18 protein-coding genes are annotated in these 21509 nt (G+C 47.8%); 11 read left to right on the top strand and 7 right to left on the bottom strand.

The window, feature by feature from the left end; genetic code table 11:
• The first annotated feature begins 4 nt into the window (after window positions 1-4).
• Window positions 5-745 carry a 1-acylglycerol-3-phosphate O-acyltransferase gene (locus tag Q3O60_RS08290; RefSeq protein WP_305893447.1) on the top strand — a complete coding sequence of 247 codons (741 nt, stop codon included), beginning with the start codon at window positions 5-7 and terminating at the stop codon, window positions 743-745.
• Window positions 746-839: 94 nt separating this feature from the next.
• Here Q3O60_RS08290 and Q3O60_RS08295 read toward each other — a convergent pair whose 3' ends face one another.
• Both Q3O60_RS08295 and Q3O60_RS08300 read right to left on the bottom strand, forming a co-directional pair.
• The gene (locus tag Q3O60_RS08295) at window positions 840-1196 is read right to left on the bottom strand and encodes a hypothetical protein (RefSeq protein WP_305893448.1); all 357 of its coding nucleotides are present in this window, start codon (window positions 1194-1196) and stop codon (window positions 840-842) included.
• Between the two features lie 24 nt (window positions 1197-1220).
• The gene (locus Q3O60_RS08300; RefSeq protein ID WP_305893449.1) at window positions 1221-1502 is read right to left on the bottom strand and encodes a BrnT family toxin; all 282 of its coding nucleotides are present in this window, start codon (window positions 1500-1502) and stop codon (window positions 1221-1223) included.
• A gap of 634 nt (window positions 1503-2136) precedes the next feature.
• On the opposite strand from Q3O60_RS08300, the gene Q3O60_RS08305 reads away from it, so the two are divergent.
• A complete protein-coding gene (locus tag Q3O60_RS08305; protein WP_305893450.1) occupies window positions 2137-2985 on the top strand; it encodes a hypothetical protein in 849 nt (282 codons plus the stop codon).
• 265 nt (window positions 2986-3250) lie between these two features.
• Complete coding sequence (gene rraB, locus Q3O60_RS08310; protein ID WP_305893451.1) at window positions 3251-3637, top strand: ribonuclease E inhibitor RraB; 387 nt, start codon at window positions 3251-3253, stop codon at window positions 3635-3637.
• A 112-nt stretch (window positions 3638-3749) separates the two neighbouring features.
• On the opposite strand, the gene Q3O60_RS08315 is transcribed toward rraB, so the two are convergent.
• The 4 genes from Q3O60_RS08315 to Q3O60_RS08330 form a co-directional block, all read right to left on the bottom strand.
• A complete protein-coding gene (locus tag Q3O60_RS08315) occupies window positions 3750-6698 on the bottom strand; it encodes a TonB-dependent receptor (RefSeq protein WP_305893452.1) in 2949 nt (982 codons plus the stop codon).
• Between the two features lie 26 nt (window positions 6699-6724).
• Window positions 6725-9358, bottom strand: a complete 2634-nt coding sequence (locus tag Q3O60_RS08320; RefSeq protein ID WP_305893453.1) for a glycoside hydrolase family 16 protein — start codon at window positions 9356-9358, stop codon at window positions 6725-6727.
• 144 nt (window positions 9359-9502) lie between these two features.
• Window positions 9503-12055, bottom strand: coding sequence for a glycoside hydrolase family 3 protein (locus tag Q3O60_RS08325; protein WP_305893454.1), 2553 nt, complete (start codon window positions 12053-12055; stop codon window positions 9503-9505).
• Between the two features lie 9 nt (window positions 12056-12064).
• Window positions 12065-13333, bottom strand: coding sequence for a sugar MFS transporter (locus Q3O60_RS08330; RefSeq protein ID WP_305893455.1), 1269 nt, complete (start codon window positions 13331-13333; stop codon window positions 12065-12067).
• A gap of 191 nt (window positions 13334-13524) precedes the next feature.
• On the opposite strand from Q3O60_RS08330, the gene Q3O60_RS08335 reads away from it, so the two are divergent.
• The 6 genes from Q3O60_RS08335 (at window position 13525) to Q3O60_RS08360 (ending at window position 18971) form a co-directional block, all read left to right on the top strand.
• Window positions 13525-14880 carry a GH1 family beta-glucosidase gene (locus tag Q3O60_RS08335; protein ID WP_305893456.1) on the top strand — a complete coding sequence of 452 codons (1356 nt, stop codon included), beginning with the start codon at window positions 13525-13527 and terminating at the stop codon, window positions 14878-14880.
• A gap of 7 nt (window positions 14881-14887) precedes the next feature.
• Window positions 14888-16258 carry a glycoside-pentoside-hexuronide (GPH):cation symporter gene (locus tag Q3O60_RS08340; protein WP_305893457.1) on the top strand — a complete coding sequence of 457 codons (1371 nt, stop codon included), beginning with the start codon at window positions 14888-14890 and terminating at the stop codon, window positions 16256-16258.
• A gap of 104 nt (window positions 16259-16362) precedes the next feature.
• Window positions 16363-17376, top strand: coding sequence for a LacI family DNA-binding transcriptional regulator (locus Q3O60_RS08345; RefSeq protein ID WP_305893458.1), 1014 nt, complete (start codon window positions 16363-16365; stop codon window positions 17374-17376).
• A 134-nt stretch (window positions 17377-17510) separates the two neighbouring features.
• On the top strand, window positions 17511-17780 hold the full coding sequence (locus tag Q3O60_RS08350) for a type II toxin-antitoxin system Phd/YefM family antitoxin (protein ID WP_305893459.1): 270 nt from the start codon (window positions 17511-17513) through the stop codon (window positions 17778-17780).
• Window positions 17781-18080, top strand: coding sequence for a type II toxin-antitoxin system RelE/ParE family toxin (locus Q3O60_RS08355; RefSeq protein ID WP_305893460.1), 300 nt, complete (start codon window positions 17781-17783; stop codon window positions 18078-18080).
• Between the two features lie 312 nt (window positions 18081-18392).
• Window positions 18393-18971: an HD domain-containing protein gene (locus Q3O60_RS08360; RefSeq protein WP_305893461.1), complete on the top strand. Its 579-nt coding sequence runs from the start codon at window positions 18393-18395 to the stop codon at window positions 18969-18971.
• Between the two features lie 475 nt (window positions 18972-19446).
• Here the strand turns inward: Q3O60_RS08360 and Q3O60_RS08365 are convergent, their stop codons facing one another.
• On the bottom strand, window positions 19447-20490 hold the full coding sequence (locus Q3O60_RS08365; protein WP_305893462.1) for an IS110 family RNA-guided transposase: 1044 nt from the start codon (window positions 20488-20490) through the stop codon (window positions 19447-19449).
• A gap of 136 nt (window positions 20491-20626) precedes the next feature.
• On the opposite strand from Q3O60_RS08365, the gene Q3O60_RS08370 reads away from it, so the two are divergent.
• Both Q3O60_RS08370 and Q3O60_RS08375 read left to right on the top strand, forming a co-directional pair.
• A complete protein-coding gene (locus Q3O60_RS08370; protein WP_305893463.1) occupies window positions 20627-21115 on the top strand; it encodes a GNAT family N-acetyltransferase in 489 nt (162 codons plus the stop codon).
• A 100-nt stretch (window positions 21116-21215) separates the two neighbouring features.
• Window positions 21216-21509: transposase (locus Q3O60_RS08375; RefSeq protein WP_305893464.1), on the top strand; the 294-nt coding region annotated here is incomplete at its 3' end.

Raw genomic sequence — 21509 nt, forward strand, 5'->3', positions numbered from 1 at the left:
AAATGTGTTAGCTGTGGTTCGGTTACTGCTGATGGCGATATTTGTGATCACCAGCACGCTGGTTGGTCTGGTTATTTGTTTATTTCGGCCTTTTCATGCCGATAATGTGGTGTTGTTTGGCCGCTGGTATGCGTGGTGTGGTCGTATCTTTGGGGTTGAAGTTGAAGTACGGCGACACCCGGATGTTCCCTCGGCCCAACCTTGTGTTTTTGCCGCCAATCATCAAAACAATTACGATTTATTTTTGCTGCCCAATGCGCTGTTGCAACGCACGGTGACCATTGGTAAAAAAAGCTTGCGGCTGATCCCGTTTTTTGGCCAGTTGTATTGGCTTAGTGGCAATATCTTGTTGGACAGAGACAACCGTAGCCGTGCCGTCGGAACCATGCAGGGCGCAGTTGAACGGATCCAGCGGGAACAATTGTCGGTATGGATGTTCCCTGAAGGCACCCGCAGCTATGGTCGTGGCTTGCTGCCCTTTAAAACCGGCGCCTTTCATATTGCCCAGCAAGCTAAGGTTCCGGTGGTACCGGTGTGCATGAGCTCGACTCAACATATTCGTCTTAACCGTTGGCGCAACGGCAAGGTGATCATTGAAATGATGGCACCGGTAGAGCTTAGCGAACGTACGCCGATCCGGCCATTGGCAAGACAAGTACGTGAACAAATGCAGGAAAAGCTCGCCGAGCTTGATACCGAGTTAGCCAGCGACTACACTGCCCAAAGTCTCACTGCGCGGAATTAAGAGATAGAGTTCAGTGTTCTAGACTCTAACGTACATGAGTTTTCAAGTGGCCAGAATGAGTCTGGCAACTTCAGTATTAAATGATGTCATTGCTTTAAGCGGTGACCGTTTTCTTGTTGCCATCGTCTGATAACGCAGAGTTTGTGTCCACTTGAATGTTCATGGCACTATTCCTTGCAGCTAAGACTTTTCGCTCGGCTTTTACGAAACGCTTGAGGAGCTGCCTTATCATTGGTTGATATCCAAGGCCATGTATTGCAGCTATCTCTTTTAAATCGTTTATCAGGTCATCTTGTAGTCGTATGGATATGAGAGTCATTGCTGCAGACTTTTCAAATTCAGCCATAAACTCATTGTCTAAATCTGCACGCTTTGCATGTTCTTCGCTAACTCCGTAGGTGCCGTCATCCCACTTGACATCTAATGACTCGTCATAGATAGGTTGTTTCATTTGTAATCTCCTGTTGCCACTACTTCAGGCAAGCTTATTGTATATATCTAATTCTTTACGATTTGCTCGGTAAGCTGTTCGAATAATGATGTTTTCATCTTTGAATATGCAAACTACTTTAAGGAGTTTGCCAAAGTCTGTACTTCCAATGAACCAGTATGTCGGTGGATCACTTTTATGCTCTTCCCGAATATCTTCTAAAAAACCAGCTAGTCTGCCTGATATTGCTTCGTGAACCTCATCAACAGTAATACTATGCTTTTCATGGAGTTTCTTTTTAACTTTTGCTGAGATTAGAATAGCCACCTGACAATCCTTACCCTATTTGTATATACACATTATATATATAAACTCGATTAAATAAAGCTGAAACCAGAAATCCTTAGGTGTGATTCAGCGCTGGAACAGATATGGAATTAGTCATTTTCTAAGATGCATATCAATTAATGAGTGCTGGAGATTTCGCCGAGCTTGATACCGAGCTAGTCAGCGACTACACTGGCCAAAGTATTCCTAAAAAAGAATGAACTTAGAAAGATTAGCTACCGTATAATCCAATATTTATAATATTTAATATAAATAATACCTACCTACTTGCGATCCTCATAACATGCCGGAAAGCTGAAGAGTTGCTGAATGACGGAGTATCCATGCGATTACCTTTAGAGACAATGATGTCAAAAAGTTTGTGCTTGCTCAGTGCAGATGAAACGTTCTGTAAGATTCATTATACTCATTTAAAGATTCCTATGAATTAAGCTTAAGCCACAATCAATTTGTTAGCGTTTGCCTGATTGCTAAGGTACTGTACAACTCTCCAGCTTAAAAGTAGCGTTTCTGAAGCATTTCATTGATTGTATTTTTGTTGTAAGTCTTTTAAATCAATGGATTGGTTTATCTTGGTTTGCTTTAATGAATTAGCTAGTTCGGGTGAATTTTAATGAAAAAGTTTGAACACCGTGCTTGGGTAATAGATCCTCAACTTGGCTTGCATCAACACGCTATCTTCTGGGTACCTGTGATTTTTTTTGTTTTTTTAGCTCTGATCTTAAGTCTTCCGCTCTGGTGTTGGTGTGCTCCTTTATCTTTGGATTACGAACAAATAATGAAAGATGCAACCTACCCAATTTTTGTTGCATCGTTAGCGATTCCAGTCGGGGTGATGGTGGGAAGGTTCCACGGGTCTGCACAGCGTAAGCTTTCGAATGAGTTATCAAACTCTGGTATGAACTTTAATCGTTTTTACGAACACAGGAAGCATTTTTATGATTTTATTACAGAAAATTATAAGCCTAGTGACCAAATAGTTCGCATGGTGTATGTTGCTTACAAAGCGAATTTATACAGAATACTGTTTCCAAAGAACACTCCTGAAAGGAATTACTTTGAAATGGACTGTGCTGAATTCAAGTCAAAAATTTCAGTGATTAGAAATAAAATACAAGACTCAATTACGCGGTTTCAAGTAAAGCACTCTAATAGTGAGTCCGTAACGTTTGAAGAAGCATTAAGTTTTATTGATGATATTTTAAAACATTTCGGCCTAGCTGCCGCAAAAGACTTTCAAGAGGAGCTTTCGAACTCAGACCAAAACTCTGTATTTGGCTTGCTGTTGTTATGTATCAAAGGGTCACTCAAAGAGGCATTTCAGTTTGCGGAGACAGATCTCTTGAGTAAGTTAGGGTGGCATTTTCACCTTTCACTCGAAGAGTGTTTTACTGGGTATAAATCCGATAAGGAGGCACTAGAGTTAAACGAGAAGCTTTTAAGAGCAATTAGTATTTATTGAATACAAAAAGCTCATTAGTAACCAGTCCTTTATAAACCAGCAAAATGAATACCAATGCAGCAAGGGAATTGCACGAGCGAAACTGGTGCATTTTCAAGGTAAATCAATAGAGGTATTGCGGTGGCAAGAATGCAACTTTAAAAATTTAGGTATATGTAATTTAATAAGGCTAAAATCTAAGCAGTTTAAAGCGGCTAACTCTCTATATGTGTGCATATTTGTGTGCATATTGGTTGTGTCCTTGTGAATTTTAGGTGAATATCAAATGAAATCAATAGATAATAGCGAGTGGCAAGAATTTACAGAAGAAACCATCGCGGCTTTGCTGGAAGACGGTAGCGATCCGGATGCGTTGTACACCATTGAGCATCACTTTTACCATGCTGATTTTAATAAGCTGGAAAAACTGGCGGTTGAAGTGTTCAAACTAGGCTTTGAAGTGACCGATGCTGAAGAAATTGAGCTGGATGATGACAGCATGGCTTGGGTGTTTGATGCCATTCGTGAACAATCATTGGATGCAGATGCTATTGTGGCCGACGCACTGCGTTTAGAGAAGCTAGCTGCTTCACATGGCATTGAATACGACGGTTGGGGCACTTATTTTGAAGACGAGAATGGTGCTGAACTGGACGAAGAGGATGACGATTAACCCCTCTTTGTTATAAGCGATGCATTGTCATAAGCGATGCATTTCAAACGAGTCGCCATAAAAAATGCCCGCTGCTGCGGGCATTTTTGCTATAAGAACTTCGCCTTTTGCATTAGAAACGGTAGCGAGCACCGATGGCATAACGAGGACCAAACTGACGAGCAAACAGGAACTGCTCTTCATAACGGCCATAGCCTTGTTCGGTTTCATTCAGCAGGTTAATGCCTTCAAAGAATACCGTGAAATTGTCGGTCAGATCGTAATTGACGCTTAAATCCCACTGGGTATAGGCTCTGGCGAACTGCGGCGGTGCATCCGATGAGCCTTGAGCTTGACCTACGCCGATCAGATAGCTATCACGCCATGCATAGGTTAGCTTCACCGACAAACCGTCCTTCTCATAAAAGGCTTGCAGGTTGGCCGAATCACTTAACCCGGTCAGGGGTGCTTGCTGCTGCAGGCTCTCGGTATCAAACTCTACGTCGCCATTGACGAACGTAGCGTTGGCACCAAAGCCAAAACCGCTATCTCCCAGCAAATGCTGCCAGGCAACCTCAATACCATCGACCGACTTGCTATCGGTATTTTGTGGCTGGCTGATACTCCAGACAATTAATGGATCTTGCGCGGTCGGCTCAATTCGGCCATCGGCATTGCCGTGCCCATTGGCTAGCATTTGCTCAAAAATCGCTGTGCTGGTTGCTTGCTCGCCACGGCCTTCAATGTCGGCGACCGCTTGCAGATAACGTGGACCATTCAGAATATCATGCAGGCCATCAATGGTAATGTCGGTGATGGTGGTTTGAATGAAGTTATCCACACTTTTACGGAAGTAACCAATGGCAGCGTAGCTTCCTTCTGCGTAATAGTATTCCAGTGACAGATCTAAGTTTGTCGACTCAAAGGATTGCAGGTTGGTATTGCCCTGACCTCCACTGCGGGCACCTGGCCGCGGGCTACCACTCAAGCTTCGGCCACCGGCAAGAGCACCCAGTGGAGCTCTGGAAATGGTCTTACCCCATGAGAAACGGCTAATCAGATCATCAGTCAGCTCGACCCGAACATCAAACATAGGCAGCAGCACATCGTGCTTTCCGGTCAAGGTTAAGAAAGTGTCTTCGCCTTGTTCGTATTGCATGATCCACTCAGACGCACTTTCCCAGTTGACTTGGCGCTCGACCCGTTGACGCACGGTACTGGTGACATCCGTTTCTTCATAGCGTAAGCCTGCATTTAATTGCACCGGGTAGGAGCCAATTTCAAATTCCCAGGCTGATTGCAGATAGACACTGTTGGTCACTTCCCGAACCGTACTCTGGCTGGTAATGCCATTTAAATAGGCATCTGGCACAAATACATCATCGCCCATCACATCAGCTGTCAGAAAGGCCGTCTGTCGAGCTACTGCTTCATCAAAATCAAAGGTATAGTAGTAATTGGTCAGCATATCGGCACCACCACCCTGAAATTGATCCAGGAAGTTATTGGTGCTTCTTTTGGTAAACATGCTGTCAGGGAATATTTCAACGAAGCTAGGGTTAAACCCCGGGCCTCCTCGCAAACCACTCCATGCTTCCCAGCCGCCAAAGTTTTGTTCGGTACGTGCTATACCACCCTTGATGTCGTTTAGTGGCAGGTTAAAGCGCGAGTTGTACCAGGTACCATCCAACTGCAATTGCTTGATTTCGGAATCGCCTGGCGAGTGAATAAATTGACCGAAGTTAGAATCTATTTCGCCAGGTTGCAATACGTTGGTGCCATTGCGCCACAAGATACCCATCTGCGGAATATCACCGCTGCGATAGTCATATGTTTTGGTGATCAACTTATCGGAACCAAGAATCACCTGACCTGAGTTGCCACTGCCTTTATCGGCACCATTATCGGTTTTGTTGTTGGAGTCGTGATAATCCAGCGCTAAACGAAAATCGTCGTGGATAAACCAGTCAGCATTAAAACCAATAGAGCGTGCTTTCACTTCCGTGGTATTTTTACTGGCTGTAAATGAACCATCGTTACCGCCAATATCAGCAAAAATCGCCGTGCCACGCTCATCCAACTCATAGGCATTGATGTTGCCACCAAACTCATTCCAGATCCCCCAACCCAAGACCTCTAAGCCAGTTATTGCCCGGCTAGCGGTGTAGTCTAAGGTCAGTGTCAGAGTATCGGTTGGCGCATACTGCAACGTCAGCTGACCGTTAGTGCGCTCGCGTTGCAAATCTTCAATACTGTAGTTCATATCCTTCGGGAAGAAATGGTTGCCGATGCGGTTGCCGTCAGCATCAAGCGGGCGGGGGTCGATAGCCAGACCGTCAGCCAGCTCAGGCAGTGGTACATTGGCCTGCCAACCTTGAATGTTGGCTTGCTGACGCTGGAAATCGCGCCGGTGATGCGAAAATGTAAAGGCTGCGCCGAAGCGATCTTCAAAGAAGGTATTGCTGTAAATCGCTGAGAACTCAGGGGTGATGTTATCACCCTTTTCATTGGAGCTGTCGTGCAATGCCTTACCCATGATGGCAAATTGCTGGCCGGGTCGTGCCAGCGGTTTGGCGGTCACGATGTTGACGGTAGCCCCTAAACCGCCACTGGGGTTTTCAGCGCGCGCTGTTTTGTAGACCTCCAGCGCACTCACACCTTCTGCTGACAGGTTTTCCAAATTGTAAGAACGGGTGAAACCAGTACCAGGCATTTGACGGCCGTTCAAGGTAATCAGGTTAAACTCCGGGCCAAAACCCCGCACCGTGATCTGGCTGCCTTCTCCATTGGCCCGGCTGACAGAGACGCCGGAGATACGTTGCAACGATTCAGCCAGGTTGGTATCTGGGAATTTACCCATTTCTTCAGCAGAAATAGCATCCACAACCCCTGAGCTTTCGCGTTTAAAGTCCATCGAGCGGGCTAAACTGCCGCGAATACCACGAACCTCAATGATCTCAATAGCATCGGCCTGAGTAGTGGCATCATCGTCATCAGCCAACACCGGCTGAAAGATGGCGGTTGACAGCACAACAGAGACTGCGGCTGCGATCCGGCTTTTTGAAAAAACTTGTGATTTCATAATCATCCTACTCTTGTCGTAGTATTCTAGTTATTGGAAATTTCGACGTTTGCCATGCGGTATACGGCACCTTCACCGTCGCCCCAGGCTGGAAATACCATGATTACATTGATGGCGCTGATATCGAGGCCTGCATCAAATAAGCTTTGCAAAGAGAAGCTATAGTGTTGCCATTCACCAGCAACAGGAGCATCCCCACCAGCTGCCAGTGGCAGCTCGACCTCGGTCGATGCCTCGACAGATTCGATTTTAAACAGCCAGGCCGCATCCGGGTTGTTCGGCATATCGACGATTTTCATGTCGAAGCTAACAGCACCATTCGAGAGTATGGCGGTCGCATCAAAGGACACATCTTCATTGGCTAAAAAGCCCATAACGGTGGGTTGGCTGCCAATCACAAACTGTGCGGCCGGGCCTTTGTCGTCGTCCATTTCAACGGTTGGCGTAGAGCCGCCACAGCAGTCCCATATCGTCCAGTCGGCATTCACGTCGTTGCTGAACAGGATAAGGTTGGAGCTATCTCCGGCATTTGGGTTGTAAATACGAACATTGTTCATTCGATAAACAGCACCGTTGCCAGTATCCCAGGCTGGAAACACCATCAGTACGTCGATGGCACTGATATCCAAACCAGCATCCGATAAGCTTTGCAGGCTAAAGGTATAGGTCTGCCATTGTCCAGTGACTGGATCTTGACCAGCGTTACCAGCACTCAGAGGCAGCTCTGCATCTGATGAGGCATTATCCGCTTCAATTTTAAATAGCCAGGTTGAATCGGGGTTGGCTGGTGCATCAACCACTTTTAAATCAAACTGTACCACCCCTTCACTTAGCAAGGCGCTGGCATCAAAAGGCACCCCACTACCCAAAGGTGAGCGGTTGTTAAAGCCCATTACGGTCGGTTCTGCACCGATTGCAAATTCAGCAACAATACCTTGTTCATCATCCATCACTTCAATGGGCACGGAGCCACCACAGCAATCCCACATCGGCCAATCTAAGTTTTGTGCGTTATCGAAGATCACCAGCTCAGGGAAGCTTTGCTCTGGATCTGCAATTTGAACTTGATCCATCAGGTAAACAGCACCATCGCCTGTATCCCAGGCAGGGAAGATCATGATGACATCAATGGCAGACAGATCGAGCCCGGCATCAGCCAGCATCTGCAGAGGGAAGGTGTAGGTTTGCCATACGCCAATGGTCGGTGCTTCACCATTCATGCCCTCGGCCAACGGCAATTCAACTTCAGTCGATCCTTCGTTACTTTCCACCTTAAACAACCAGGTTGAATCCGGGTTTCTTGGTGCAGAAACTATCTTTAAATCAAAACTAATGCTGCCATTGTCGATAATCGGAGAGGCATCAAAAGGCGAAGCACTACCTTCAGGATCATCAATAAACTCTGAACGACTGACAAAGCCATTCACTGTAGGGGCTGGGCCGACGACAAACTCATAGACATTACCACGGTCTGCATCCTCAACCAGTTGCGGAGTGGAGCCACCACAGCAATCCCAGGCTGGCCAGTTTGGATTCGGCGTACCGGCGAAAATAGTTAGGTTTTGTGGCACACCGGTCGATGGTGGTGAAGGAATAGGGGCCTTGCCCTCAACCAGCGTTTCTGCATCTTTGTAACCTGCCCGTACGGTTTCGCAGCCCTTACCGGTTAATGGGTTGGAGGCACACTCATACACACGAACATAGTCAATTTCGAAGACCTGACCATCAACAAAGGCTTCCGCATCAATGCCCAGGTTATTGACATTTTCTGGCCAATTACCACCCACAGCCAGATTCAGCAATAAGTGAAAGCGCTGATCAAAAGGTGCATTGTTGTATTGAATCTCAAGATCACCGGTGATTTGGTTGAAGTACTCTGCAAACCAGCCACGGTGGCGCAGACCGATGACTTCGTCACGGCTGTTTGTGCGAACTTCAGATGCCATTTGGGTTTGATACAGGTAGTCGTCGACGTACCAGCGGATCTCTCCTTCCTGCCATTCAATGGCGTAGGTATGGAAGTCATCTGCAGGGTTCATATCATTCGGTAAGGTATACGCCTTGCCAGAGCTTTCATTGTTGGGCCAATCACGGCCATAGTGCAAGGTACCATGCACCTGAGCTTCAACGTTGCCTTCGCTGTCAACGGTTTTTAAATTGACCGCTTCAACAATATCTATCTCGCCAGACTTAGGCCAGCCACCATAGACGTTGTCGGTTGGCAGCATCCAAATGGCAGGCCAGCTGCCCTGGCCTGAAGGCATTTTGGCGCGTACTTCGATACGGCCATAGGTCCAGTCACCCTGATACTTGGTATTCAGGCGAGCGGAGGTGTACGGCTTGGCTGCCCCTTCTTCTGCCGGCAACGCGACAATTTTTAAGGTCCCATCGGATACAAAAGCATTCTCTGAGCTGTCGGTGTAACATTGTTGCTCATTATTACCGCCGCCACGACAATCGACCTCGAAGGTCCATTTACGGCTATCAATGCTGTTGCCTTCAAACTCATCGCTCCAAACCAGCTCCCAGTCACTGACTGGGGCGGTTGGGTCGACTGCAGTAAAATCGGAATTGGTGTTTACGTCCCCGCCACAACTGACTAAACCGCACACAAAGAGTGCGGCTGACAGTTGTTTCAATCTTATCGTTGTTGTGGTCATAACTTGAGTTCCTGGTTTTTTTGTTGCTTTACCTGTCATAAGCAAAATTGACACAAGTCAAAATGTAAGCGCTTACATTGAGGGTAGTGCAAATTTTATACATCGTCAATGCAGCGCCGGTGAAAAATTTAAAACTAAGCTGCCTTACTGGCAGCTTGCATTTCCAGCAGCCGGATCTCCAGCCACGATCCGCACATCGGCCACACTCAGAGTCAGGGCGCCCTCTGTTTCCAGATACATGGCAGAAAAGACTTGCTGCAGCGATGAGCCCTGTTGCTGAAGACAGTGCAAAGGAACGTCTAAATGAACCCATTCCTCATCGGCCTGAGCTTGCAACTGAGGAGCAATATTCACGGCGCCCTCGCAAGCGTCATTGCAATGCATGCCCAGCCACACTTCATCCGGCACTGTACCTTGTCGTTTTAGCTCGACTACCAAACGGCTATTCGCTTCGCCGTAACCGCGTAAATCGCGTGGAAAGGCACTGATGAAACTAAAGCGAGCCATCTGACCACCAGCAAACACAAAGCGGCGGGCATCTTCTTGCACTAAGCGATCGAAGGTGCGGCTGCTTAAGCCCGGTAGCTCTTGCACGCTACTGGTCACCGCTGTACTTTGTTCGCCACTGTGTAAGAACAGCTGCCATGGGCTACGTGGTGCTCGTTCAAACACCACCATATCGCTAAGTGTTTCATCTTGTGTCATGACGACTGGCAATTCCGCATCAAGCACGTTGGTATCACCATAGCGCAGGCCAAAACCGTACGGCAGCAGCGGCTGGTAGTCACGATCAAACCGGTTGACCACCGCTTGTTGCGGTGTTGCAGGCCACGAGAATGTCAGACTTCCCCGGAAATCGTATTGTATTGTGCCATCCGCATCACGAAGAATGACATCAGCAACGCCTTCACCTTCGCTGCCTGGCAGCCAGATGGCAGCAAAGGCATCGGAGGCATTTAACTCTGGATTGACCCACATCGGCCGGCCACTAATGAAGAGGGACACAACCGGAATGCCCTCGGCTTGCAGTTGTTGCAGCAGCGCTAAATCGGTTTTATTGCCCCGTTGGTACTCCAGATTATCAATATCACCGTTTCCTTCGGCATAAGGTTCTTCGCCAAAGACCACGATGGCAACATCAGGCCGTTGTTGGTAGCTGCCATCTTCGCTCAGCTCCACACTGCCTCCAGCGGCAGCAACTTGGCGCGCAATACCACCGTAGATTGAGGTTCCACCCGGAAAGTCATCATTGGTATTGCCAGTGCCTTGCCAACTGATGGTCCAGCCACCGGATTGCTGACCGATATTATCGGCACCAGGGCCTGTGACTAAAAGATGCTGCGTTGGATCCAGCGGTAACAATTGATCGTTGTTTTTTAATAATACTAAGGATTGGCGAACGGCTTCACGGGCAACTTCTCTGTGTTCAGCAGCACCAATCAGTTCGAGGCGACCTGCTAACGGGCGATTAGCAGGGCTTGGTTTGTCAAATAAACCCGCTCTTTTTTTCACACGCAAAATACGACGCACGGCATCATCAATACGGCTTTCAGGGATCACGCCGCTCTGAACCTGCTCTATAAGATTGTAATACAGTGGTTTCCAGGCATCGGTCGGTACCATGTAGATATCCAAACCGGCTAAGGCCGCTTGTGGACAATCGGCATTGGTACAACCCGGGATCTGGCCGTGACCATTCCAATCACCCACGATAAAACCATCAAAGCCCATCCGCTCTTTGAGTACTTCGGTCATCAGATAATGATCACCATGGATCTTCTTGCCATTCCAGCTGTTAAAGGTCGCCATCACCGTCTGCGCCCCAGCGTTTAATCCGCCAACATAGCCTTGGGCATGGATATCAAACAGTTCTTGCTCGGATACCTGGGCATCGCCTTGATCAATACCGTCGGTGGTGCCGCCATCGCCGACAAAGTGCTTAACTGTACTGATAACACGACGGTCACTCAGGAAATCAGCATCCGCAGCCCCTTGCAAACCAGTGACAATGGCTGCGGCGTATTCACGCACAATTTCTGGGTCTTCTGAATAGCTTTCGTAGGTGCGGCCCCAACGTGGATCGCGCGCCACGGCTACTGTTGGTGCAAATACCCAGTCGATGCCAGTCGCCATTACTTCGCGGGCTGTGACTTCGGCGATGCGTTCAATCAAATCTGGGTTATTGGCGGCGCCAAGTCCGATGTTGTGTGGAAAAATAGTGGCGCCAATCACATTGTTATGGCCATGTACCGCATCGGTTCCCCACATGGTTGGAATGCTAATACCGTTGATAGAGTCATCCATCGACGCCTGATACATCGACTCGGCTAAGGCAATCCAATCAGCGGGTGTGGCGTATTTATCATCGTTTGGGAAAGCGCCGCCACCATTGAGATAAGAACCAAAGCCATAGGTGCGCATGTCTTCCACGGTGATATCACGGATCTCTGGTTGAATCATCTGGGCAATCTTTTGCTCCAGCGTCATTTTGGCCAGCAATTCATCAATCGCTTGCTCCATGGCAGGATCCGCCTGCACCGGGTTATTGAGCACGGGCCAAATGGTCGGATCATTCTGACTCGTTGTGGCCGTATGACTGTCCGATTGGCTACAGCCAGCGATCATCATCAAGCTGGCTGTTGCCGCTAAGGGCAAGCGCCATAAAGAGTGAGAAAATTGGGTGTGTTTAACGATCATGGTTGCTCCTTATACCTGTGCGTTATTGGGCAGAGATGCTGGCTTATGGCCTTTCAGGCCATAAAAGGCAATGTAGACATAGCACAGCAATGGCAGGATAAATGCATTCTGCACACCGAAGTTATCGGCCAGCACGCCTTGCATCAGCGGTATTAATGCACCACCAACGATAGCCAGACATAAAATGCCAGAGCCTTGCCCGGTGAGATGTTTTAAGCCATGAATAGCCAGACTAAAAATGGTAGGGAACATAATAGAATTACACAAACCAACCAAAAGCAACGACCACATGGCCAGTTTACCTTCAGACAGGATAGTCAATGCAATCAGCAACACTGCGCAGATGGCATTAAAAGCCAATGCCTTGCCTGCATCGACTTTCTGCATGGCTGCAGCGCCAATAAAGCGACCCAGCATAGCGCCACCAAAATACCAGGCAATGTAATGAGCTGCTTCGGCTTCTGGCATACCACCAATGTGTGCCATCGATAAGTAGCTGACTAAAAAGCTGCCAATGCCAACTTCAGCGCCAACATAGACAAAAATACCTACCGCACCCAGTACCAGATGACGATGTTGCCAGGCGGAACCTTGCAGCTGTGTTGGGATGCTTTGATCTTTCTTGCCAAGCTTAGGCAATTTAATCCACGCAAAAATAATGGCGAGCAGCACCAGACTGGCGGCAAGAATTAAATAGGGTAGTTGTACGGTTGATTCGGTGACTTCGCCAGGCGCTGGCGCCTCCATGCCAGAGAATATCAACCAAGCGCCAAAAAATGGTGCAACCGTAGTGCCTAAAGAGTTAAACGCTTGCGTCATGGTCAGGCGGGATGATGCCGTTTCAGGTTTGCCAAGCACACTAACATAGGGGTTAGCGGCAACTTGTAAAATCGTAATGCCAGAGGCCAACACAAATAGCGCAAATAAGAACATACCGTACACATGCATGGCAGCCGCCGGGTAAAACAGCAAACAGCCAGCACCAGCAATCAGTAGCCCCGTGACGATACCCGATTGATAACCAATACGGCTGACCAGCATCCCTGCAGGGATAGAGACCACAAAGTAAGCGCCAAAAAAGCAAAACTGGATCAGCATGGCTTGGGTGTAGCTGAGCTCAAACAGCATCTGCAGGTAGGGGATTAGAATGTCATTCAGGCAGGTAATAAAGCCCCAAATGAAGAATAATGATGTAAGTGATGTCAGCGCAAACCGGTAATTTCCCGGCTTTGCTGGCTGAGCCACGTCTTGGACTGGTGCAATAGGTGCTGTCGCCATAGGATCCCCCCTGTATCGTTATTGTAGTTAGTGGCCGCGAGCTTATGACTCATTGATGAAACTATTTGACGCCTTACTCGCTGCATACTAGTATAAATGTAAGCGCTTTCATTTATAGCATAACTCAGACTGATGGCAATGCTTTTATTCAAATTTTAGCCGTTTCAGCAGACAACAAAGACTGAATAACTATGAAAATTAACGTACCAAAGACGTCACAACTGCTTGATAATGAATTTATTTTTGGTGTCGCCACCGCTGCTTTTCAAATCGAAGGGGGCGCTGAAAGTCGTTTACCTTGTATTTGGGATGAGTTTTGTGAACAGCCGGGCCGCATTAAGGATGGCTCCAATGGGCTGGTGGCATGTGACCACATGAATCGTTGGCAAGACGATATTGAATTGATAGCCAGCCTGAATGTTGATGCTTATCGATTTTCAGTGGCTTGGGGGCGGGTGATCAATGCAGATGGCAGTGTCAATCAGGCAGGAATGGACTTTTATGGTGGCTTATTGGATGCGCTAAATGCGAAAGGCATCAAAGCGTTTGTCACACTGTATCACTGGGACCTGCCATGCTACCTACAACAACAAGGTGGCTGGTTAAACCGAAGCATAGTCGATAAGTTTCGTGATTATGCCGATAAAGTCAGTAAGGCGTTTGGGGATCGGGTGTACTCCTATGCCACGTTAAACGAACCCTTTTGCAGTGCCTATCTTGGCTATGAAGCGGGTATTCATGCGCCCGGTGTGCAAGACAGACAAGCGGGCCGTCAGGTGGCTCACCATTTATTACTGGCGCATGGCGCTGCCATGCAGGTGCTGCAACAAAACTGCCCAACGGCTTTAAATGGTATCGTCGTAAACGTCAGCCCTTGCTATGCAGCCTCCGATACGGAAGCCGATAAAAAGGCTGCGCAAATGGCAGATTGCTATCATAATCAATGGTATATTCAACCTTTACTGGACGGACGTTACCCCGATTTATTGCAGCAGCTGCCTGACGCTGAACGACCGGTGATTGAAGAAGGAGACATGGCGCTCATTGCTCAGCCGCTGGATTATCTGGGCATTAACTATTACACCCGTACGGTGTTTGCCGCGACGCCGCAGGGCTGGTTTCGGGATGTCAAACCAACCGTACCGCCACTGACTGAGATGGGCTGGGAAATTTATCCCCAAGGCTTAACGGAAATACTGCTGAGTCTGCATCAGCGGTATCGCTTACCTCCGGTGTATATTACTGAGAATGGCGCAGCGATGCCGGATGAGTGTCTGCACGGACAGGTGGACGATCCCCGTCGAGTGGCTTACTTTGAACAGCATCTATTGGCGGTTCACGCTGCGATTGAGCAAGGTGTGCAGATCGGTGGCTACTTTGCCTGGAGCCTGATGGATAACTTTGAGTGGGCAGAAGGCTATCTAAAACGATTTGGTATTGTCTATGTCGATTATCAGACGCAGCAACGTACCTTGAAAACCAGTGGTTTGGCTCTGCAGCACTTGTTTGCGCAGAAAAAAGCCCATGCATTAAACCCGAGCAGCTGAGGTAGCGATGCCAGCGAACACGATGTCAACTTCAGGCAGGTTGAGCAAAAAAGAAAAAATAGCCTATGGTTTGGGAGATACCGCCAGTAACATCGTGTTCCAGACGGTGATGCTGTTCCTCACTTTTTTTTATACTGATATTTTTGGCATTTCACCGGCCGTGGTCGGCACCATGTTTTTAGTGGTACGTATCATCGATGCAGTGACTGATCCGCTGATGGGTGTGCTGGCCGATAAAACACAAACTCGTTATGGTCAGTACCGACCCTATCTGTTGTGGCTCGCCATTCCTTTTGCTTTTTTCAGCGTGTTGGCTTTCACTACCCCGGATTTATCAGAGCAAGGCAAAGTGATTTATGCCTTTATCAGCTATACCTTTTTGATGCTGGCTTACACCGCTATTAATATCCCGTACTCAGCTTTAGGCGGGGTGCTAACGGCCAACCCGGCCGAGCGGGTGTCGGTGCAATCCTATCGCTTTGTATTTGGCATGTTAGGCGGCTTGCTGGTAACCGCTTTGACCATTCCATTGGTCAGTTTTTTTGGTCAGGGCGATCAAGCCAAGGGCTATCAGTTGACCATTGCAGCCATGAGTGTGCTGGGCATGGTGCTGTTTTTTCTGTGTTTCTTAGGAACCAAAGAGCGCATCAGTACGCCGGTTGATCAGCGTATAAGCTTTGGTAGTAGCCTCCGACAGCTCTGGCTTAATGAGCCATGGCGTATTCTTTGTCTGGCGGCTTTGTTCCTGCTGACAGGCATGGTATTGCGAACTACCTTGGCAATTTATTACGTGAAGTACTACCTGATGCAAGAGGACCTTATTACCTGGTTTGTCACTATCGGTATGATTGGCAACATTCTCGGTTGCGCCTGCGCTCAGTTTGTCAGCAATCGATTGGATAAGGTTCATGCTTACATTGCGCTACAGTGCATCGCCGCGGCTATCTGCGCAGTCAGCTTCTTTATTGGCCCTGAGCAATGGTTGCTGGCCTGTGTGTTGTATTTTTTCTGGGGCTTTTTCTTGCAAATGGCAACGCCGATGCTGTGGGCAAAAATGGCTGATACCGTTGATTATGGACACTGGAAAACCGGTGTGCGCATTACCGGTTTGGTGTATTCATCGATTATTTTCTTTATTAAGCTGGGGCTTGCGTTGGGCGGTGCTTTAGCTGGTTGGCTGCTGGCTTTTTATCAGTATCAACCTGCTGTTGAGCAAACGGCTGAGGCGAAGCAGGGTATTTTGTTGTCTTTCACACTGTACCCGGCAATAGGTTCCGTGTTGGTGGCGATAGTGATGAGCCGTTATATCCTGACACAAAGCCGGGTGCAGTCGATTGCCAATGAACTGGCGGAGCGTGCAGAGGCGACTGGTCGCTAAGCGATGACACATGCTAATCTGGTATCATTAGCTGCCTGACGATACAATCTACTTGATTTTAACAAGCCGCTTGGATTGATTAAAAGGAATAAACGCACTTAGCCATGGCAACCATTTATGAAGTATCTAAATTAGCGGGTGTCTCGTTAGCCACCGTGTCGCGGGTGATGAACAACAACACACCGGTGCGTGAAGCCACCCGATTAAAGGTTTTGGCCGCGATGGAAGAACTTGGTTATCGCCCTAATTCCATCGCACAGTCATTGGCATCGAATCGTTCCAACAGCATCGGTATTTTGGTGTCTGAATTGTACGGCCCTTTTTATGGTGCCATGATCAGCAGCATTGAGGCTGAATTCAGAGCCGCTGGTAAGCATGTTATTATTGCGGCCGGTCACAGTGAAGAGAGTACCGAACAAGATGGTATCGAGTTTTTAATCAATCGAAGCTGTGATGCGTTAATTCTGCATGTCGAAGCGGTCAGCGACGACTACTTGATCAAGTTAAGTCAAAGTGACACACCCATCGTGTTGATCAACCGGCAAATCCCGGCCATTCAATCGCAATGCATCAGTTTGAACAACAAGCTCGGTGGATATCTGGCGAGTCGTTTGTTGTTGGAGAAAGGCCATCGCCAGTTGGCCTATATCTCAGGCCCTTTATGGAAAACCGATGCCAAAGAGCGGTATCGCGGCCACCAGCTCGCTTTGCAAGAGTACGGCCTTCAGCCGGATGAGCGATTGTTTTTTGAAGGCGATTTCCATGAAAGTGGGGGCAGCGATGGCGTCGCCCAGTTTCTGCAACAAGGGCTGCACTTTACCGGCTTGATCTGCGGCAATGACGAGATGGCCTCAGGTGCGATGACCGAAGCCCGCGAGTGCGGTTTAGATATCCCCGGGGACTTGTCGATCGTCGGCTACGATAACGTTATGCTCAGTCACTACACCTACCCGAAACTCAGCACCATCGATTACCCAATCGCTGCTATGGGGCAAATGGCCGCCCGCTGGGTGCTCAAACACATTTATCAGCAAGACAAACTGGATGTGCAGTTGGTGTTTGAACCGAAAGTAATTGAGCGGGATTCCTGTATCAGTCTGGCCCCCACGTTAGGCTAAAGCCAGCCTTTGTCGCATGGTTAGGTACATTAACAGAGTCACTAAGCGGTCTGGATTTATCACGGTTAGAGCTCTTGACTGTACTTGTTAACTGGTGCTATTGATGGTGCTAAATTATTGGCTAGGTCATCGCTATGTACGTCAAGTCTTCCGAAGATGTTATTCCTCTGTCAGACCTTAAAATCAATCCTGGCAAGGTGGTTGGCCGTGCGCAGGACACGCATCGCCCAATCCTGATTACTAGTCGTGGACGCGGCATAGCCGTTGTGCAGGGGCTGGAGGATTATGAGAGAACCGCAGAGGAGTTGCGGTTTGTAAAGGCGGTAGCGCACGGGCTTATGGATGTTCGCGAGGGCAACACTGTATCGTTGGAAGATGCCAAGAAAGCCTTGGGCATCAAGTAAATGCAATTACGCATCGCACAGTCCGCTCTTGAAGATTTACAGGCTATTCAGAGGTATTACAAAGAGCAGGATGTGCCACATATCGGTGATGATTTCGTGACTGCTATTCTAGAGCACAGTCAAATGCTTCAACTCCCCCCTGATGCTGGCCGGGTTGTTCCTGAATTCAACCTGGATCTTATGCGTGAATTGATACATGCGCCATTTCGGGTTGTCTACCTCAGGCAGGCTCAAGAGGTTGTGCTCATTCGAGTCTGGCGAAGTGAAAGGCGGCTCGCGTTACCAGATAACGAAACATAACCCGCCATGCACCGGGTGCCAAATCTTAATTTCTCTTACATCTGGGTAAAAAAGCCGCTTATTTTGCACACATTGCAACTTGCTATCTATTAAAAAGTCTTTTAGTTTAGTGGCTTAGTTAGGTAAAAATCGACAAAATAAGAATCACATCCCGACAAAACAAGCCAGCTCGTTTTGTAGGCACCACAGTCGGAACTTGTTTTCACAAAGCAAGGCTAAACAATAATTTACCAAGTCATGTTTCGAATATGTGGAAATGAGTTTTCGAGCTGGCGCATGAATATAATGTTAAATGGTAGACAGGAGCAAGCCTTGGAAAGTATTGAAAAAATATTGGGATTTCTCGTTGAAGCTGAAAAACTGAAGTCGGTGCTTCGTAAAACCCGTCCGGTTGGGCTTGACCGATACGAAAACTCAGGAGAACACAGCTGGCATGTTTGTCTTGCCGCGTTAATGCTAAAAGATCACGCGAACGATCCAATTGATATTGATCGCGTGATTAAAATGCTTTTGATTCACGATCTGGGGGAAATCGACGCTGGAGATACCATTGTTTATGCTAGTAACTCGGCTGGCGTAAAGGAGAAGGAAGAAGCCGGAGTCAAACGGCTTTTCAGTATGCTTCCTGAGAGGCAGGCGGAGCAATACAAGAGCCTCTGGGACGAATTTGAAGAAGGAATGACAGCTGATGCCGTTTACGCTAGAGCTATCGATCGGCTTCCTCCTTTGCTACACAACCTTCATGGCGGTGGGCATAGTTGGCGTGAACACGATATTCCTTTGGAAAAGATACTAGCCGTGAATAGCAGGATAGGGAAGGGCAGCGACAGGTTGTGGGAGATCATGAGGGGAAAAATCGAATCGGCAGTAAGTGATGGTCTTCTGGAATAATGAATTTAACACATATGAGCCTTCTCGGAGTCAATAGGTAAAACCGCTCTTCTGGCCGCGTTAGCGGCCAGTCTGTTTTTCCATCAGCAAGATAGACTGCTTCATCTGTCATCATGGTTGCCAGGCGATAGCCTGCAACAAACACATATCGGGGCTCTCTTATCTCATGCTCAATGAGCGCCTGCTGATTTCAGCATCCTTGCTGACAGCAGGGGCACCAGACATTCATCGGTTAACCTGTTGCTGGCACTATTCAAGGCGTCGGGCTTAAAGCCAGTTAGTTTCAGGCTCAGCACAGGTGCAAACCATCTTGCTGATGGGTAATGCGCGGCGACAAGGTGTCTAATCAAAGCGCTCTGGCTACGGCAGTGTGCCAGAAGACGGGTGTTCAGCTATTGCTACGGGCTACCCAGCCTTCATTTGAGCATCAGCCATGGTGTTCCAGTTAGACGTTCAGCTCACCTTGTCCCGCGGCTTAACTGGCTAAGAAACGTTTTTCATCGAACACCTTCTGATTCTTCAGCATGTAATAGACACAGCGCCCAATTTTATGCGCCAAGGCAGAGAGTGCCTTGGCTTTGCTCATGCGCTTTTGTAGTTTGAGTAAGTAAGCTTTTGCTTTGTCGTTACCGCGCAGGTAGAGCACGGCAATTTCACCGAAGGCCCACTTCAAATGGGCATTGCCAATTTTATTGCCCTGAGTACCGTAAGTTTTACCGGCTGACTCGGCTTTGCATTTAATCAAGCGGCTGTATGAAGCAAAGTCCTGCACCGTATTAAAACGAGCAATGTCGCCGACTTCATAGAGGATCGTCAGTGCCAGAATTCGGCCAATACCGGGGAAGCTGGTCAATATGTGGTAATCGCTACCGTTATGATGCTTGGCATGCTTTTCAATAAACCATTCGATGGCACTGAGTTCATGGCGGTAAAACGCGATGATGTTTAAATCCAGATCGACATTGCGCTGCACGAACTGATCATCAAAACAATCCCGCATCGCTTCGCGGGCGCAAGGGTATTTCAGATCCAGATTATTGGGGGGTAAGTTGTATTGGCTTACAGTGTTTTTGACGTGTGCTTTTAGATCCGCACCATGGCGAACAATACGGGTTCGACGGCGCAGTAAATCACGGGCAGCGCGCATTGCAGGTGGATAAACATAGGCCATGGGAAAATTGCCACCACGGATCAGGTGCGCGATTTTATAGGAATCAATGCGATCGTTTTTGGCTTTGCCGCCATGAATAGCCTTCATATACAGCGCATGGCCGAGAATAAAATCAATACCGTGTTCAGCGCAAAAATCGCTGACCCAGTACCAGCAGTGCATGCATTCAACACCAACAACAATATTGCCGATGTAAGGTGCTAATAAATCGAGCAAAGGTTCTGGTAATGCTTTGATTTCACGGTGTATGATGGTGTCACCGGCAGCATTCAGAATGCAGACGTACAAAGAGCGGGCATGCAAATCAATTCCACAATAGTACGGATGTTGTGTAGTATAAAATTTCATTGGGTCTTCTCCTTTTTGGTTTGGTCGCCTTCCAGCTTAGCCAATCTGGCTGGGCTGGGGGGAGAAGGCTCAATGATTATCAAAGCAATGCACGCGACGAGCGCGTGATTGCGACGTTATGTGCTGATGGAGCCCCATGATTAGAGAGGCAAAAGTTGACGACTGCTTTAATCTAGCAGCCTTGTCTATTCAAGTATGGCTTGAGACTTACGCGGTTGAAGGTATCCGTTCAGAATATTCTCGATATGCTCTAACAACCTTTACCGTGTCACATTTTGAAGCGCTGCTGCGTTGTCCAGACCATAGGTTGCTGGTTTGCGAGATTGATGGAGTTTTGCAAGGTTTTGCTGTGGTGAATTTGAGTTCACGTTATGACGGCAATTTAACAGCGTATGAAGTAGAAAAGTTATATGTCCATGCTAAGTTCCAAGGACAGGGAATTGGTCGGAGTCTAATTGCCGAGCTTCAAAAAAGATACGGCAGTAATATTTGGCTTTACACATGGGTAGAGAACAAATCAAACCTATTTTATAAACAGCTAGGCTTTCAACATATTGGCAGACTTGACTTCGAGTTTAATGGTCAAGCTATAAAAAACAACGTGTTTGTATTAAATTGCACATAACAAAAAAATTTTATCGCCAGCAAAAAGCGCTGGCTGCGACGTCAATCGATACTTCCCCCAATAAAGTAGACGCCTATCATTACGATGAGGTAGGCAAAAAATGGCAAGAATACTTTGTGACCAGCGGGTTGTGGAATACAGCGTTGAGTTTAAATTAAAGGTTATCGATTTAACTGAAAAGCTTAGTGTTACTACAATACAGATAGCGGATGCTTTAGGGTTACATCCGATAATGGTTTATCGCTGGCGGCAAGAGTACCGGGAGGGTAGATTTGTTGCCCATCCTACGAGAAGGATCAGCATGGCGAAAGAGCCGGCGGATAAGCCCATTAGTGAGAAAGAAAAGTCAGAGCTTAAACGGTTGCGCCAGGAGCTGGCTAAGTTAAAGAAGGAA

It is taken from the genome of Alkalimonas collagenimarina (genome assembly GCF_030717845.1).
Taxonomy (GTDB): domain Bacteria; phylum Pseudomonadota; class Gammaproteobacteria; order Enterobacterales; family Alteromonadaceae; genus Alkalimonas; species Alkalimonas collagenimarina.